The 14048-nt window shown below is 64.4% G+C and carries 14 protein-coding genes; 13 read left to right on the forward strand and 1 reads right to left on the reverse strand.

All coding sequences use genetic code 11. The annotated features are described in order from the left end of the window. Positions 1 to 221: 221 nt before the first annotated feature. From rsxA to gloA, 8 genes are all read left to right on the forward strand, one after another. Positions 222 to 803 carry an electron transport complex subunit RsxA gene (gene rsxA / locus OKC30_RS15445; protein ID WP_039038677.1) on the forward strand — a complete coding sequence of 194 codons (582 nt, stop codon included), beginning with the start codon at positions 222 to 224 and terminating at the stop codon, positions 801 to 803. Between the two features lie 4 nt (positions 804 to 807). After that, positions 808 to 1374, forward strand: a complete 567-nt coding sequence (rsxB, locus tag OKC30_RS15450; protein ID WP_270809675.1) for an electron transport complex subunit RsxB — start codon at positions 808 to 810, stop codon at positions 1372 to 1374. A 14-nt stretch (positions 1375 to 1388) separates the two neighbouring features. Continuing rightward, complete coding sequence (gene rsxC / locus OKC30_RS15455) at positions 1389 to 3848, forward strand: electron transport complex subunit RsxC (RefSeq protein WP_270809676.1); 2460 nt, start codon at positions 1389 to 1391, stop codon at positions 3846 to 3848. 3 nt (positions 3849 to 3851) lie between these two features. After that, a complete protein-coding gene (rsxD, locus tag OKC30_RS15460) occupies positions 3852 to 4904 on the forward strand; it encodes an electron transport complex subunit RsxD (RefSeq protein ID WP_270809677.1) in 1053 nt (350 codons plus the stop codon). Positions 4905 to 4947: 43 nt separating this feature from the next. Then, a complete protein-coding gene (rsxG, locus tag OKC30_RS15465; protein WP_043156385.1) occupies positions 4948 to 5580 on the forward strand; it encodes an electron transport complex subunit RsxG in 633 nt (210 codons plus the stop codon). A gap of 16 nt (positions 5581 to 5596) precedes the next feature. Further along, a complete protein-coding gene (locus tag OKC30_RS15470; RefSeq protein WP_010674312.1) occupies positions 5597 to 6355 on the forward strand; it encodes an electron transport complex subunit E in 759 nt (252 codons plus the stop codon). Between the two features lie 14 nt (positions 6356 to 6369). Beyond that, the gene (gene nth / locus OKC30_RS15475) at positions 6370 to 7011 is read left to right on the forward strand and encodes an endonuclease III (protein WP_005302279.1); all 642 of its coding nucleotides are present in this window, start codon (positions 6370 to 6372) and stop codon (positions 7009 to 7011) included. 77 nt (positions 7012 to 7088) lie between these two features. Next, the gene (gene gloA / locus OKC30_RS15480) at positions 7089 to 7496 is read left to right on the forward strand and encodes a lactoylglutathione lyase (protein ID WP_010674310.1); all 408 of its coding nucleotides are present in this window, start codon (positions 7089 to 7091) and stop codon (positions 7494 to 7496) included. Positions 7497 to 7565: 69 nt separating this feature from the next. On the opposite strand, the gene OKC30_RS15485 is transcribed toward gloA, so the two are convergent. Next, positions 7566 to 9197 carry a methyl-accepting chemotaxis protein gene (locus tag OKC30_RS15485; RefSeq protein ID WP_270670357.1) on the reverse strand — a complete coding sequence of 544 codons (1632 nt, stop codon included), beginning with the start codon at positions 9195 to 9197 and terminating at the stop codon, positions 7566 to 7568. A gap of 295 nt (positions 9198 to 9492) precedes the next feature. Between OKC30_RS15485 and OKC30_RS15490 the strand changes: the two genes are divergently transcribed. From OKC30_RS15490 to OKC30_RS15510, 5 genes are all read left to right on the forward strand, one after another. Then, positions 9493 to 10422: a ZIP family metal transporter gene (locus OKC30_RS15490; RefSeq protein ID WP_039038671.1), complete on the forward strand. Its 930-nt coding sequence runs from the start codon at positions 9493 to 9495 to the stop codon at positions 10420 to 10422. A gap of 142 nt (positions 10423 to 10564) precedes the next feature. Continuing rightward, positions 10565 to 11323, forward strand: a complete 759-nt coding sequence (locus tag OKC30_RS15495; RefSeq protein WP_160838825.1) for a substrate-binding periplasmic protein — start codon at positions 10565 to 10567, stop codon at positions 11321 to 11323. Between the two features lie 100 nt (positions 11324 to 11423). Next, on the forward strand, positions 11424 to 12116 hold the full coding sequence (gene mtnN, locus OKC30_RS15500) for a 5'-methylthioadenosine/S-adenosylhomocysteine nucleosidase (RefSeq protein ID WP_048208668.1): 693 nt from the start codon (positions 11424 to 11426) through the stop codon (positions 12114 to 12116). A 26-nt stretch (positions 12117 to 12142) separates the two neighbouring features. Beyond that, a complete protein-coding gene (locus OKC30_RS15505) occupies positions 12143 to 13063 on the forward strand; it encodes a cobalamin biosynthesis protein CobD/CbiB (protein ID WP_270668073.1) in 921 nt (306 codons plus the stop codon). Then, the gene (locus OKC30_RS15510) at positions 13056 to 13919 is read left to right on the forward strand and encodes a cobalamin-binding protein (protein ID WP_202395174.1); all 864 of its coding nucleotides are present in this window, start codon (positions 13056 to 13058) and stop codon (positions 13917 to 13919) included. The genes OKC30_RS15505 and OKC30_RS15510 overlap by 8 nt, the downstream gene beginning before the upstream one ends. Positions 13920 to 14048: the final 129 nt, after the last annotated feature.

Raw genomic sequence — 14048 nt, forward strand, 5'->3', positions numbered from 1 at the left:
AGGCGTGGTGCAATCAGGCCGCCCGATGAAGCAGGAACCCGGTACTGCGCGAGCAGCTATCACCCAGTAATGGGGATACCCCTCCTGTGACGCGAAGCGCTAAGGTGGGGGAGGATGTCAAGAATTGGGCATTCGAATAATAACCATACGGCCTTGCGGTTGTCTAAAGGCACCTAACATCAGATAATACGGCCGCCTTCATACCGGATAACCCATCTTCAATGACTGAGTACCTGCTTTTACTGGTCGGCACCGTGCTGATCAACAACTTCGTGCTGGTGAAGTTCCTCGGCCTTTGCCCCTTCATGGGTGTCTCCGGCAAGCTGGAAACCGCCATCGGCATGGGTCTGGCCACCACCTTCGTCATGACGCTGGCCAGCGCCTGCTCCTATCTGATGGAGCACTATATCCTGATCCCGCTGGAGATCGCCTACCTGCGCACCCTGGGCTTCATTCTGGTGATCGCCGTGGTGGTCCAGTTCACCGAGATGGTGATCCGCAAGAGCAGCCCGACCCTCTATCGCCTGCTCGGCATCTTCCTGCCGCTCATCACCACCAACTGTGCCGTGCTCGGCGTGGCGCTGCTCAGCATCAACGAGCGCCACAACTTCATCCAGAGCATCATCTACGGCTTCGGGGCTGCCGTCGGCTTCTCCCTGGTGCTGATCCTTTTTGCCGCCATGCGTGAGCGGCTGGTGGCCGCCGACGTGCCGGCACCGTTTCGTGGCGTCTCCATCGCCATGGTCACCGCTGGCCTGATGTCGCTGGCCTTCATGGGCTTTACCGGCCTCATCAAGATATAACGCTATGATTCACATACTCTTTGCCATTCTGGTGCTGGCCCTGCTTGCCCTGGCCTTCGGCATCATTCTCGGCTTTGCCGCCGTCAAGTTTCATGTGCAGGCCGATCCCATCGTCGATCAGCTCGATGCTCTGTTGCCCCAGACCCAGTGCGGCCAGTGCGGTTACCCGGGCTGCAAACCCTACGCCGACGCCCTGGCCAATGGCGACAAGATCAACAAGTGCGTGCCCGGTGGCGACGCCACCATGCGCAAGATTGCCGACCTGATGGGGGTCGAGCCCCAGTCTCTGGACGGCGGTGAAGACGCGGTAATCCCCGTCAAGAAGGTGGCCTTCATTCACGAAGACATGTGCATCGGTTGCACCAAGTGTATCCAGGCCTGTCCGGTCGACGCCATCCTGGGTGCCACCAAGGCGATGCATACCGTCATCGCGGCCGAGTGCACCGGGTGCGACCTCTGCGTCGACCCCTGCCCGACCGACTGTATTGAAATGATCCCGGTGCCGACCACGGTCGACAACTGGAAATGGGATCTGGCCAAGGTCGCCATTCCGGTCAAGATAGTGGAATAAACAGCGGAGTAACCATGCAGCATCTGCTCGAACGCATCAAAGCCGGCACTCTGTGGGATTTTCACGGCGGCATCCATCCCCCCGAGAACAAGCACCAGTCCAGCCTGACCCCCGTCGTTGACGCGGGCCTTCCCCCACAGCTCATCATTCCGGTGCGCCAGCACGCGGGTCCGGCCGGCGAACTGCTGGTGCGGGTGGGGGACAAGGTCAAGAAAGGGCAACCCCTCACCCGTTTTGACAAGGGACGCATCGTGCCGGTGCACGCTTCCACCTCGGGCACCATCACCGCCATCGAGCAGCACACGGTGGCGCACCCCTCCGGTCTTGACGATCTCTGCATCCTCCTCACCCCGGACGGAGACGATGCCTGGGGCGAGCGCACACCCCAGCCTGACTACTGGAACCTGGAGCGGGGGGCGTTGCTCGAACGCATCCAGCAGGCCGGCATCGCCGGGCTCGGCGGCGCCGTCTTCCCGACCCACAGCAAGCTCGACGGCCGTGGCCAGCTCACCGAGATCCTCATCGTCAACGGGCTGGAGTGCGAACCCTACATCACCACAGATGACCGTCTGATGCAGGAATACGCCGACGAGATCATGGACGGCATCCGGGTACTCAAGCACCTGCTCAAGCCCAAGCTCACCCTGATCGGGGTGGAAGACAACAAACCGGCGGCCATCGAGGCCCTGACCCGCCATGCCAGCGACGTCGACGTGCTGGTCAAGTCGGTACCGACCAAGTACCCCTCCGGCGGCGCCAAACAGACCATAGAGCTGCTCACCGGACGCCAGGTGCCCAAGGGAGGCCGGGCGGTCGACATGGGCATCATGGTGCTCAACGTCGCCACCGTCTTTGCCATCAAGCGCGCCATCATCGATGGGGAGCCGCTCATCGAGCGCATCGTCACCCTCACCGGCGACGCCTTCAAGAAACCCGGCAATGCCTGGGTGCGTCTGGGCACGCCGGTACGCTGGCTGCTCCAGCGTTTCGAGCTGCAACCGGAGGCGGATCAGCGGGTCATCATGGGGGGCCCCATGATGGGCTTCACCCTGCCCCACGCCATGGTCCCCGTGGTCAAGGCCACCAACTGCCTGCTCTCCCCCACCCGCGCCGAGCTGCCGCCCCCCGGCCCGGAACAGGCCTGCATCCGTTGCAGTGCCTGCGCCGATGCCTGCCCCGCCACCCTGCTGCCCCAGGAGCTTTACTGGTACAGCCGGGTCAAGGAGTACGACAAGGCCGAGAAGCTCAACCTCTTTGACTGTATCGAGTGCGGCGCCTGTGCCTGGGTCTGCCCGAGCGAAATCCCCCTGGTGCAGTACTACAAGATCGCCAAGGATGACATCCGCGAGGCCCGTGCCGAGGCCGAGAAGGCCGAACGTGCCAAGCAGCGCTTCGAGGCCAAGCAGGCTCGCTTCGAGCGTGAGAAGGCGGCCCGCGAAGCCCGCCACGCCGAGGCCGCAGCCCAGCGTCGCCAGGCCATGACGACGGCCGGGGGCGAAGATCCGGTCGCCGCCGCCCTGGCCCGCATCAAGGCCAAACAGGAGACGGCCCAGGTGGCCGTGAGTGAACCCGCACCGGACAACGAGGCCATGATTGCCGCCCGTGAGGCACGCAAGCAGGAGGCCATCGCCCGTCGTGCCGCCAAGACCGCCAAGACCGCCAATGGCGAGGGCAATGGGCTGGCTGACACCCCGGCACCTGGGGAGCAACATCCCAAGGCAGAGCTGGATCCCAAGAAGGCCGCCATCGCCGCCGCCCTGGCACGTGCCAAGGCCAAGAAGGCCGCCCAGGCGCACGGTGACGGGCCGGTGGTCGCAGGTGAGACATCTGTGAACACAACCGAACACGCCGTTGAGGCCCCGGCCGCCGCATCCGAACCCGCCGCAGAGGTGGACCCCAAGAAGGCGGCCATTGCCGCCGCCATCGCCCGGGCCAAGGCCAAGAAGGCTGCTCAGGCGCAAGGTGACGGGCCGGTGGTCGCAGGTGAGACATCCGTGGACACAACCGATAACGCCGTTGAGGCCCCGGCCGCCGCAGAGGTGGACCCCAAGAAAGCGGCCATTGCCGCTGCCATCGCCCGGGCCAAGGCCAAGAAGGCCGCCCAGGCGCAAGGGGATGGGCCTGTGGTCGCGGGTGAGACATCCGTGAACACAACCGATAACGCCGTTGAGGCCCCGGCCGCCGCATCCGAGCCCGCTGCCGAAGTGGACCCCAAGAAGGCGGCCATCGCCGCCGCCATCGCCCGGGCCAAGGCCAAGAAAGCCGCCCAGGCGCAAGGTGACGGGCCGGTGGTCGCAGGTGAGACATCCGTGAACACAACCGATAACGCTGTTGAGGCCCCTGCCGCCGCATCCGGACCCGCCGCCGAGGTGGACCCCAAGAAGGCGGCCATCGCCGCCGCCATCGCCCGGGCCAAAGCCAAGAAGCTGGCGGCCGAGGCTGCCTCCTCCCCTTCGACCGACAAGAGCCACTGATCCATGTTCAATATCGCGAGTGCGCCCTTTGCCCACAACCGCAAACAGACCCAGACCCTGATGGTGCTGGTGATCCTGGCCTGCCTGCCCGGCTTCCTGGCGCAGACCTGGTTCTTCGGCTGGGGGACCCTGATCCAGATCCTGCTGGCGCTGGTCACGGCCCTGGGTTCGGAGGCCCTGGTCCTTCGCCTGCGCGGCCGCCCCGTCAAACCGGCCCTGCTGGATGGCAGCGCGGCGCTCACCGCCGTGCTCATCGGTCTCTCCCTGCCCCCCCTGCTGCCCTGGTGGATGCTGGTGCTGGGCACGGCGTTCGCCATCATCATCGCCAAGCATCTCTATGGCGGGCTCGGTCAGAACCTGTTCAATCCTGCCATGGTGGCCTATGTGCTGCTGCTGGTCTCCTTCCCGGTCCAGATGACCAGCTGGCTGCCCCCCTCCAGCATCGCCGCCTACGACATCGGCTTCGCCGATGCGGCCTCGATGATCTTCACCGGCTTCAGCCTCGACGGCTACAGCATGCTGCAGCTCAAGCAGGGGGTGGATGGCCTGACCATGGCCACGCCGCTGGATACCTTAAAGACCGGACTGACCCAGGGACTGACCGCCACCGAAGTGATGACCCACAAGGTCTTCGAGGGCTGGGGTGGTATCGGCTGGAGCTGGGTCAACCTCGGCTACCTGCTGGGAGGCCTCTTCCTGCTCCAGCAGAAAGTGATCAACTGGCGCATTCCGACTGCCGTGCTGGGCGCATTGCTGCTCGCTGCCACCCTGGGCTATCTGGCCACCCCGGATGCCACCGCCACCCCCATGCTGCACCTGTTCAGCGGTGCCACCATGCTCGGGGCCTTCTTCATCGCCACCGATCCGGTGAGTGCCAGCACCACCGCAAAGGGGCGCCTCGTCTACGGTGTGCTCATCGGCGTGCTGGTCTATGTCATCCGCCGTTTTGGCGGCTATCCGGATGCCTTCGCCTTCGCCGTGTTGCTGGCCAACCTGTGCGTTCCCCTGATTGACAGTCTGACCCGCCCCAAGGTCTATGGAGCCCGTCGCAAATGAACCCACATCTGAATTGCCACAGACGCGAGACAGGGAGCCTCCCATGTTGAAAAGCATGCGCAAGAATGGCCTGACCCTGGCCCTCTTTGCCCTCGGCTGCACCGCCATGGTGGTGCTGACCAACGAACTGACCCGGGATCGCATCGCCCACCAGCAAGAGCTGGAGAAGCTGCGCACCCTGCAGGCCCTGCTGCCCGAGGGGAGTTATGACAACGATCTGGTGGCCAGTTGCAAGCTGGTCAGCAGCCGGGAATACCTGGGCAGCGATGAGCCCATGCCCCTCTATACCGCCACCCTCAAGGGGGTGCATACCGGCTACGCGCTGGAAACCGTGGCCCCCGATGGTTACAGTGGAGCCATTCGCATGGTGGTCGGCACCGATGCCAAGGGGGCCGTCAGTGCGGTCAGGGTGCTGGCCCACAAGGAAACCCCGGGGCTTGGTGACAAGATAGAACTGAAGAAATCCAGCTGGATCGACAGCTTCACCGGCAAGTCCCTCACGGCCGACAACGACACCACCTGGGCGGTGAAGAAGGATGGCGGCGAATTCGACGCCTTCACTGGGGCAACCATCACACCGCGGGCCGTGGTCAAGGCGGTGAAAAATTTGCTGAGGCTGCAACAGGAGCACCCCGAACTGCTGCACGATGCCCCCTCCTGCCATACCAACCCCTAACGCCGGAGCACACGCTATGGAACAAGTCGACGTGATTGACACGGCCAGCCAACCCGCCGGGGAAAGTGGCCGCCGCGAAGAGCTCAAGGAGCTGATGCTGCAGGGACTGTGGAAGAACAACCCCTCCCTGGTGCAGGTGCTGGGACTCTGCCCCACCCTGGCGGTCTCCTCCACCTTTACCAATGCGTTGGGGCTCGGCCTTGCCACCATGGTGGTACTGGTCTGCTCCAACCTCGCCGTCTCCCTGGTGCGCAACTGGGTGCCCAAGGATATCCGCATCCCGGTCTACGTGATGATTATCGCGGCCCTGGTGACCAGCGTGCAGCTGTTGATGAACGCCTACACCTACGGCCTCTATCAGGCGCTCGGCATCTTCATCGCCCTCATCGTCACCAACTGCGTCATCATCGGCCGCGCCGAAGCCTATGCCTCCAAGAACCCGCCCCTGCTTGCCGCCCTCGACGGCTTCATGATGGGGCTGGGCTTTACCCTGGTGCTGCTGGTACTGGGGGGTCTTCGCGAGATCATCGGCATGGGCACCCTGTTTGACGGTGCCGAGCTGCTGCTGGGTGACTGGGCCAAGTCATTGCGCGTCGAGCTGTTCCACGCCGACGCCAGCCTGCTGCTGGCGATCCTGCCCCCCGGCGGCTTCATCGGCCTCGGTTTGATGATCGCCGGCAAAAACGCCATCAACGACTGGATGGGCCGCAAGCAGAGTGCCGAGAAGGCCCACTGCACCGTGCCGGCGGCGGGCGCCCGCACTACCCAGCTCTGAGACAAGAGAGAGCCATGAACAACCAGAAACGCAGGCTGATCCTGGAGCGGTTGCGCGATGACAACCCCCATCCCACCACAGAGCTCAACTTCACCACGCCCTTCGAGCTGCTCATCGCTGTGCTGCTTTCGGCCCAGGCCACCGACGTGAGCGTCAACAAGGCCACCGACAAGCTCTATCCGGTGGCCAACACCCCCCAGGCCATGCTGGATCTGGGGGTGGACGGGGTCAAGGAGTACATCAAGACCATTGGCCTGTTCAACACCAAGGCTGAGAACGTCATCAAGACCTGCGCCATTCTGCTGGAACGCCACGGCGGCGAGGTGCCGGAGAATCGCGAGGCCCTCGAGGCCCTGCCCGGCGTCGGCCGCAAGACCGCCAACGTGGTGCTCAACACCGCCTTCGGCTGGCCCACCATCGCCGTCGACACCCATATCTTCCGGGTCTCCAACCGCACCGGCTTTGCAGTGGGCAAGAACGTCGATCAGGTGGAGGAGAAGCTGCTCAAGGTGGTCCCCGCCGAGTTCAAGCTGGACGTGCATCACTGGCTCATCCTGCACGGGCGTTACACCTGTCTCGCCCGCAAGCCCCGCTGCGGCTCCTGCATCATCGAAGATTTGTGCGAATACAAAGAGAAGGTCTATCCCGAGAGTTGATCTGCAGGCCTCTGCGGATCCGGTCTCGGGCAATGGATTCAAGGCAGTACCAATCCACCAACCCGGAGAATTGAGCAATGAGAATTCTGCATACCATGTTGCGCGTCGGCGATCTGCAACGTTCCATCGACTTCTACACCCGAGTGCTGGGCATGACACTGCTGCGCAAGAGCGAGAACAGCGAATACAAGTACACCCTGGCCTTCGTCGGCTACGGCGACGAGAAGGATGAAGCCGTCATCGAGCTCACCTACAACTGGGGGGTGAGCGAGTACGAGCTCGGTTCCGCCTATGGTCACATCGCCCTGGAAGCGGACGACATCTATGCCACCTGCGAGGCGCTGCGCGCCGCAGGCGCCAAGATCACCCGCGAACCGGGCCCGGTGAAGGGCGGCACCACCGTCATCGCCTTCGTGGAAGACCCGGACGGCTACAAGATTGAGCTGATTGCCAAGAAAGACGCCGGTACCGGCCTGGGCGCCTGAGCCCACGCTGCCTGGCGGTCAGAAAAACAACGGGGCCCAGGGCCCCGTTTTCATTGGCTGCGGCCACCGTCAGGCCAGGCGGAAGCGCCCCATGCTCTGGCGCAGACCCGCCACCAGCTGGCTCAGCTCCAGACAGGCTTTGGCGGTGTGATCCGCGCCGGTCGCGACCTCGTTGGAGGAGTCGTTGATGCGCGCCACGTTGCGGCCCAGCTCATCGGAGACCGCATCCTGCTCGCCACAGGCACTGACAATCTGGATCGCCATGTCGGCTATCTGGGCCACCGCCTCTTCAATCTGACGAATGCCCGCGCTGGTGCGTTCGCTCTGGCTCACGCACTGGCGGATCATCTCGCAACTCTGGCCGGTCACCGACTTCGCCCGGTTGGCACGAGCCTGCAGGGTCTCGATGATGGCGACGATTTCGCCGGTGGAGGCCTGGGTACGCCCCGCCAGGGTGCGCACCTCGTCGGCCACCACCGCAAAGCCGCGCCCCTGCTCACCGGCACGGGCCGCCTCGATGGCGGCATTGAGTGCCAGCAGGTTGGTCTGGTCGGCAATGCCGCGAATGACATCCACCACCAGGTTGATCTGGGCGGACTCTTTCTCCAGTTCACTCACCAGGTTGCCCGCCTGTTCCATCTCACCGGCCACCCGGGTGATGGCATCCAGGGCCCCCTGCACATCCTGACTGCCGCGACGAGCCAGGGCATTGGCGGAGCTTGCCGACTCCGAGGCCACCTCGGTGTTGCCCGCCACATCCGCTACCGTCGCCTTCATCTGGGCCATGGCGGTGGCGACCTGGGCTATCTCCTGCTGCTGGCTCTGGATCCCCTGGGATGATTGCTCGGAGACCGCGCTCACCTCCTCGATGGCGGCCCCCAGCTGGGTCACGGCGGCGGCCACCTCCTCGATGAGCCCACGCAGGTTGTCCTGCATCTTGAGGGAGGCGCTGGCCAGCATCCCCAGTTCGTCCTGCCCGATGTGCTGGCGATCCAGCCGATGGGTCAGATCCCCCAGGGCGATGGCATTGGCCTGGGCCACCACGGCTTGCAGGGGCAGGCAGATCTGGCGGGTAAGGAACCAGGTCATGACCCCCATGAAGATCAGCAGGGTCGCGATGCTCACCACGGCAAAGGTCATCACCATGGTGACGCTGCCAAGCAGGCTGCCACAGTTCTCTTCCACAAAGCCAAGATTCACCTTCACCAGGGCACGCACCGCCAGCTCCAGCTCGGTGTAGAGCCCGTTCGAGCGAAACAGCGCCTCCCTGGCCTCATCCCTGCTGCCCTGGAACAACAGGGCATCCACCTGGTTGACGGCCCCCAGATATTGCAGCCACTGCTGCTTGACGCGGTTGAAGGCCTGGCGTTCATGCTCGGCTCCCACGGTTGCCTCGTAGGCATCCATGACCTGCTGCACCTTGCCCAGGCTCTCCTGGATGCGGGCGCGGCGAACCTGCCTGTCGACGGCATCTTCCACCATCAGCAGGGCAAACTGGGCACGGCGCACATAGGAGACGTCGTAGAGCAGGTTGTCCACCGAGAGCACGCTTGGCAGGGTGGAGTCGGTGAAGTTCAATACCCGATCCCGAATGTCCCGCAGTTCGGTGGCGAGAAACAGACCGAAGACGGCGTTGATGACGGCAATGACCGCAAAGACGGCGGCAATCTTCTTGCCGATGGAGAGATGCTTGTAAGACATGTTGGCTGGTGATCCTCGACTGCAGATGTGCAGTGACACAATGATCACATCCGTGTAAGCGGTGACCCGAGACTCCTGACGGGAAATGACGATGGGAGCGAAGAGAGGGGATCCCTTGCTTCCCGCTCGCCCCACGCCGGGCCTTGTGCCCGCCACGAGGCTGCCAGCACAGGAGCGACCAGTTCGACGCAAAACTTGAGCCGATTGCCACAATCGGTCCGCAGTCATGGACAAAGCAGGGGCCAGGTTATGTAATGGCCGCTCGTCTCTCCCCATTCCTGTCTTCAGAGGCCCCATGGACAACGTATCTACCCTCTCCCCTTCCTGGTCTGTCCAACTGCGCGAGCAGATAGCGGATCGCCCCCTCATCGCCCTGGGGCTGCTGCTCGCCCTGGTCGCCGTGCTGCTGCTCCTGGTGCAGAGTCTCGTCATGCTGGCAGCAGGAGAGATCACGCCCGGGGTACGCTATGGCCTCATCGGCGGCGCTGCGGGTTTTGCCGCCACGGCGCTGGGCGCCCTGCCTGCCCTGTTCCTGCGCGCCGTTCCCCAACGGGTGGAAGATGCCATGCTGGGGTTCGCCGCCGGCATGATGCTGGCGGCGAGCGCCTTCTCACTGCTGCTGCCGGGGCTCGAGGCCGCCGAGGGGATCACGGGTGACGGCTTCCTCGCCGCCGCCGTGGTAGTGGCCGGCATGACCCTCGGGGTGCTGCTGATGCTGGGACTGGATCAATTCACCCCTCACGAACACGACAAGACCGGCCCTTGTGGTCCCGGCCATGAGAGCTGCTCACGGGTCTGGCTGTTCGTCTTCGCCATCGCCCTGCACAACCTGCCCGAAGGCATGGCCATCGGGGTCAGCTTCTCCCAGGGGGACATGACGGTGGGACTGCCCCTCACGACCGCCATTGCCCTGCAGGACATTCCCGAAGGGCTGGCGGTAGCGCTGGCCATGTGCGCAGCCGGTTTTCGCCCGCCGGTGGCCGTGCTGGTCGCCATCGGCAGCGGCCTGCTGGAACCGCTCGGCGCCCTGCTCGGGGTAGGACTCGCCAGCGGCATGGCCATCGCCTACCCCATCGGTCTCGGGCTCGCGGCTGGTGCCATGCTGTTTGTGGTCTCCCACGAAGTGATCCCGGAAACCCATCGCAACGGCCACCAGACCCACGCCACCCTGGGCCTGATGGCAGGCTTCGCCCTGATGATGACCCTCGACACCGCACTCGGCTGATCACCCCCCTCAAGCCCCGTGCGCCCGGTGACGACAGAGCGAACCCCTTGAAATAAGAGGGGGAAATCGCCTAATGTTGAGCCCCCGGCGCCCTTTGACTGGTTGATGTACGGCGCCTGAATCCCATCGGAAGCCTGCCCGGATGACCCTCAGGATAATCCTGCTGCTGTGCCTGCTTGTCCTCACCGCCAGGGCCATTGGCGCCACCGAGGTCTTTCATACGGCCGCGCAACAGGCGTCGTCCCCCAAGTTCGTGACGCTCCCCGACGGGCATGTCGGCGGGATCTGCGTCGATCTCTTCCGGCTCATGGAAGCGAGGGAGCCTGCCCTTCGCATTGAGGGAGATCAGCGCTTCCTGCCGCTGCGACGGCTGGAAAAGAAGGTGCAGCACGGCCAGCTGGACTTCATCTGCGGCGTGGGAGAGAGCCCGGCCAGGCGGGATCACTTCATCGTCCTGACCCCCGCCATCTTCACGGTGCGCTACCACCTGGCGGTGCGCCGTGACGATCCCGTCGAGATACGCAGCTGGCAGGATGTCAGGGCCCTCGGCCAGGGGGGCATCATCCTCATCAACCATGGCAGCGGTGCTATCGCCCGGCTCCAGGACATCGGCGGCCTCATCATCGACAGCGGCGGGATCAGCAACCAGGCCAACTACGAGAAGTTGTTGATGAAGCGCGGCCGTTTCGTCTACTACCGCTCCCCGGGGTTTGAGTCCGACTTGCGCGAACAGGGGCTGGCCGACAAGATCCGCATCCTCCCCACCGTGATGGAAGAGACCCCCTTCTACATTCTGTTCCATCGCCACAGTGCCCCCGAGCGCCTGACCCTGTTCGCCAACACCCTGCAACGGCTCGCAGACAGTGGTGAACTGGCCGCCCTGGCCAGACGCTACCCCTGACCCCCCATCCGCGCCATCGCAATGCTCGGCGCCACCGCCAAGTTTTGCTATCATCCACGCCAACTTTTTCGGCCCAGCGGCCATCGAGACGAGGTAGATGATGAAAGTAGGTATTATCGGCGCCATGGAGCAGGAAGTGGCCCTGCTGCGCAGCCAGCTGAGCGAGCCCACCACCCTGCAACTGGGCGGCTGCGAGTTCTATCAGGGCAAGCTGGCCGGTAAAGAGGTGATCCTGACCCGATCCGGCATCGGCAAGGTCGCCGCCAGCGTCGCCACCAGCCTGCTGCTGGAGAAGTTCGCTCCCGATTGCGTCATCAACACCGGTTCCGCCGGCGGCTTCGCCCAGGATCTGCACATCGGTGACGTGGTCATCGCGAACGAGATGCGCTTCCACGACGTGGACGTGACCGCCTTCGGTTACGAGATGGGCCAGATGGCCCAGCAGCCCGCCGCCTTCCCCTGCGACGAAAAACTCATCGCCCTGGCACAAGCCTGCATTGCCGAGCAAGGCAAGCACCAGACCAAGGTCGGGCTCATCTGCACCGGCGATCAGTTCATGTGCAAGCCGGACGCCATCGCGAAAGCCCGTGCCGACTTCCCGCAGATGCTGGCGGTGGAGATGGAAGGGGCCGCCATCGGCCAGGTGTGCCACATGTTCAAGGTGCCCTATCTGGTGGTACGGGCCATGTCGGACATCGCCGGCAAGGAGCAGGTGGAATCCTTCGATGCCTTCATCGAGGTGGCGGGTCAACACTCCGCCGAAGTGATCATCGCGCTGCTCGGCAAGCTGTGATCGACGCCCCCTCCTGGGATGCTCTGATGACCGCCCTCGCCTCCACGACGGCGGCCATCATGGTGGGGGCCGCCCTACTGGAGGCCCTGCTGCCCTGGCCCGCACGCTTTCGACCCGGCGCAGCCGTGCCTCTGCTCACCCGCCTCGGCCAGAAGGTCTATCGCCCCGACGGCACGCCACGCCAGCAGAGCCAGGCCGGGCTCCTTGCCCTGCTGGTGGTCTGGGTGCCCTGCGCTGCCGGTCTCTGGGCGGTGCGCAATCTCTCCCTGTTCGACCTCCTGTTCCTGCTGCTGATGCTCGAATCCCGCCCCTTGCGGGAACTCGCCCGGGGGAGCCGCGCCCTGGCGACCCAGGAGACGCTGGTCGTGGCGAGGCTGCAGGTCGCCCCCTGGCTCAAGCGGGAGACCGGCAAGCTCTCGGTGATGGGGTTGAACAAGGCGGTGAGCGAGACCTGCGTACTGCGCCTCGTGGGTCAGTGGGCCGCCCCCCTGCTGGGCTTTGCCCTGGCCGGGGTACAGGGTGCCCTGCTGGTGCGGCTCGCCCAGTTGACCCATCTGGCGTGGAACCCCAAGCAAAGCGCGTTCGTCCACTTCGGCCGCCCGGCTGCGGCGCTCTATCAGGGTTTCTGCGCCCCCGCCATCCTGCTGCTGGCACTCCCCCTGTGCCTGACCCAGGTGCGTGGGCTGGGCAACAGAGTGCGGCCTGCGCTGCATTGGCCTCATCCCGCCATGGGAGTCCTGCTCGCGCTGCTGGCCCGGGCCACGGGCCGCCGACTCGGCGGCCCCCGCTACTATCAGGGCCAGCTGGTGCGCTTTCCAGTATTTGATGAGGGGAGCGAACCCGATGCCAACCTGCCCCTGCGCCTGCTGCAACGTCTGCAACTGACCGGCTGGGGCTGGCTCGGGCTCTCGCTGCTCCTGACATGGATGGCGCTCAATCATGGCTGATCGCGTTTCCCTTCGTGCCCTGGGCCTGCTTGTCTGCCTGCTGGGCACCTCACTGTGCGCCATGGCCACCCCGCCGCAGCGCATCGTGAGCCTCACTCCCCATCTGACGGAACTGCTGTTCGATATCGGCGCCGGGGATCGCGTGGTCGCCACCGACGATGCCTCCGATTACCCCGCCGAGGTGGCCAACCTCCCCCGGGTGGCCAACTATCGCAGTATCAACCTCGAGGCGCTGCTGGCCCAGAAGCCGGATCTGGTAGTGGCCTGGCGCTCCGCCCAGGCCCGTATGCTGGGCCCGGTCGAGCGTCTCGGCATTCCCGTCTTCTACTCGGAGCCCACCGACTTTGCCTCCCTGGCCACCGAGATGCGCAGCCTGGGGCACCTGCTCGGGCTCACGCCCAGAGCCGACGAGCAAGCCCGCGCCTATCTGACCCGGCTCGACGCCCTGGCGGCGCGCTACGGCGAGCCCAAGCCCCTGTCTGTCTTCTATCAGCTCTGGTACCCGCCGCTCACCAGCGTCAATAATTCGACCTGGCCGGGGCAGGCCATCACCCTCTGCGGCGGACGCAACATCATGGCGAATACGGGAGCAGCCTACCCCCAGGTCGGGCTGGAGCAGGTGATCAAGGCCAATCCCGGGCTCATCCTGGCTGGCGGCCGGGATCCTTCTGTGCTGGATCACTGGCGGCAGTGGCCCATGCTGGACGCCGTCAAACACCAACGGCTCGCCCTCATCAACGCCGATGAGCTGCACCGCTTCACCCCGCGGGCCCTCAATGCGGTGGAGCAGCTGTGTGAGGCGATAAAACTATCGACGCTGACCTCTCAAGCAGATCAATTACCAGGCAATAAATGACAGTGCAATGGATTAACAACTTTCAGAATCACATCTATCTGCATAGATAAAGCAGGGCGGGATCATACCCTGAGATTTAATGGAACTTTCTGATTTTTCAGCGATCTGATCGGGTGTTCTCATCTTATT

Origin of the sequence: Aeromonas sp. QDB18 (assembly GCF_027705325.1) — a bacterium.
In the GTDB taxonomy this organism is placed as follows: domain Bacteria; phylum Pseudomonadota; class Gammaproteobacteria; order Enterobacterales; family Aeromonadaceae; genus Aeromonas; species Aeromonas caviae.

What these genes read in the sequence shown, in the direction of transcription:
- rsxA (WP_039038677.1), top strand. Translation starts at nt 222, where the DNA reads ATGACTGAGTACCTGCTTTTACTGGTCGGCACCGTGCTGATCAACAAC.
- rsxB (WP_270809675.1), top strand. Translation starts at nt 808, where the DNA reads ATGATTCACATACTCTTTGCCATTCTGGTGCTGGCCCTGCTTGCCCTG.
- rsxC (WP_270809676.1), top strand. Translation starts at nt 1,389, where the DNA reads ATGCAGCATCTGCTCGAACGCATCAAAGCCGGCACTCTGTGGGATTTT.
- rsxD (WP_270809677.1), top strand. Translation starts at nt 3,852, where the DNA reads ATGTTCAATATCGCGAGTGCGCCCTTTGCCCACAACCGCAAACAGACC.
- rsxG (WP_043156385.1), top strand. Translation starts at nt 4,948, where the DNA reads ATGTTGAAAAGCATGCGCAAGAATGGCCTGACCCTGGCCCTCTTTGCC.
- OKC30_RS15470 (WP_010674312.1), top strand. Translation starts at nt 5,597, where the DNA reads ATGGAACAAGTCGACGTGATTGACACGGCCAGCCAACCCGCCGGGGAA.
- nth (WP_005302279.1), top strand. Translation starts at nt 6,370, where the DNA reads ATGAACAACCAGAAACGCAGGCTGATCCTGGAGCGGTTGCGCGATGAC.
- gloA (WP_010674310.1), top strand. Translation starts at nt 7,089, where the DNA reads ATGAGAATTCTGCATACCATGTTGCGCGTCGGCGATCTGCAACGTTCC.
- OKC30_RS15485 (WP_270670357.1), bottom strand. Translation starts at nt 9,197, where the DNA reads ATGTCTTACAAGCATCTCTCCATCGGCAAGAAGATTGCCGCCGTCTTT.
- OKC30_RS15490 (WP_039038671.1), top strand. Translation starts at nt 9,493, where the DNA reads ATGGACAACGTATCTACCCTCTCCCCTTCCTGGTCTGTCCAACTGCGC.
- OKC30_RS15495 (WP_160838825.1), top strand. Translation starts at nt 10,565, where the DNA reads ATGACCCTCAGGATAATCCTGCTGCTGTGCCTGCTTGTCCTCACCGCC.
- mtnN (WP_048208668.1), top strand. Translation starts at nt 11,424, where the DNA reads ATGAAAGTAGGTATTATCGGCGCCATGGAGCAGGAAGTGGCCCTGCTG.
- OKC30_RS15505 (WP_270668073.1), top strand. Translation starts at nt 12,143, where the DNA reads ATGACCGCCCTCGCCTCCACGACGGCGGCCATCATGGTGGGGGCCGCC.
- OKC30_RS15510 (WP_202395174.1), top strand. Translation starts at nt 13,056, where the DNA reads ATGGCTGATCGCGTTTCCCTTCGTGCCCTGGGCCTGCTTGTCTGCCTG.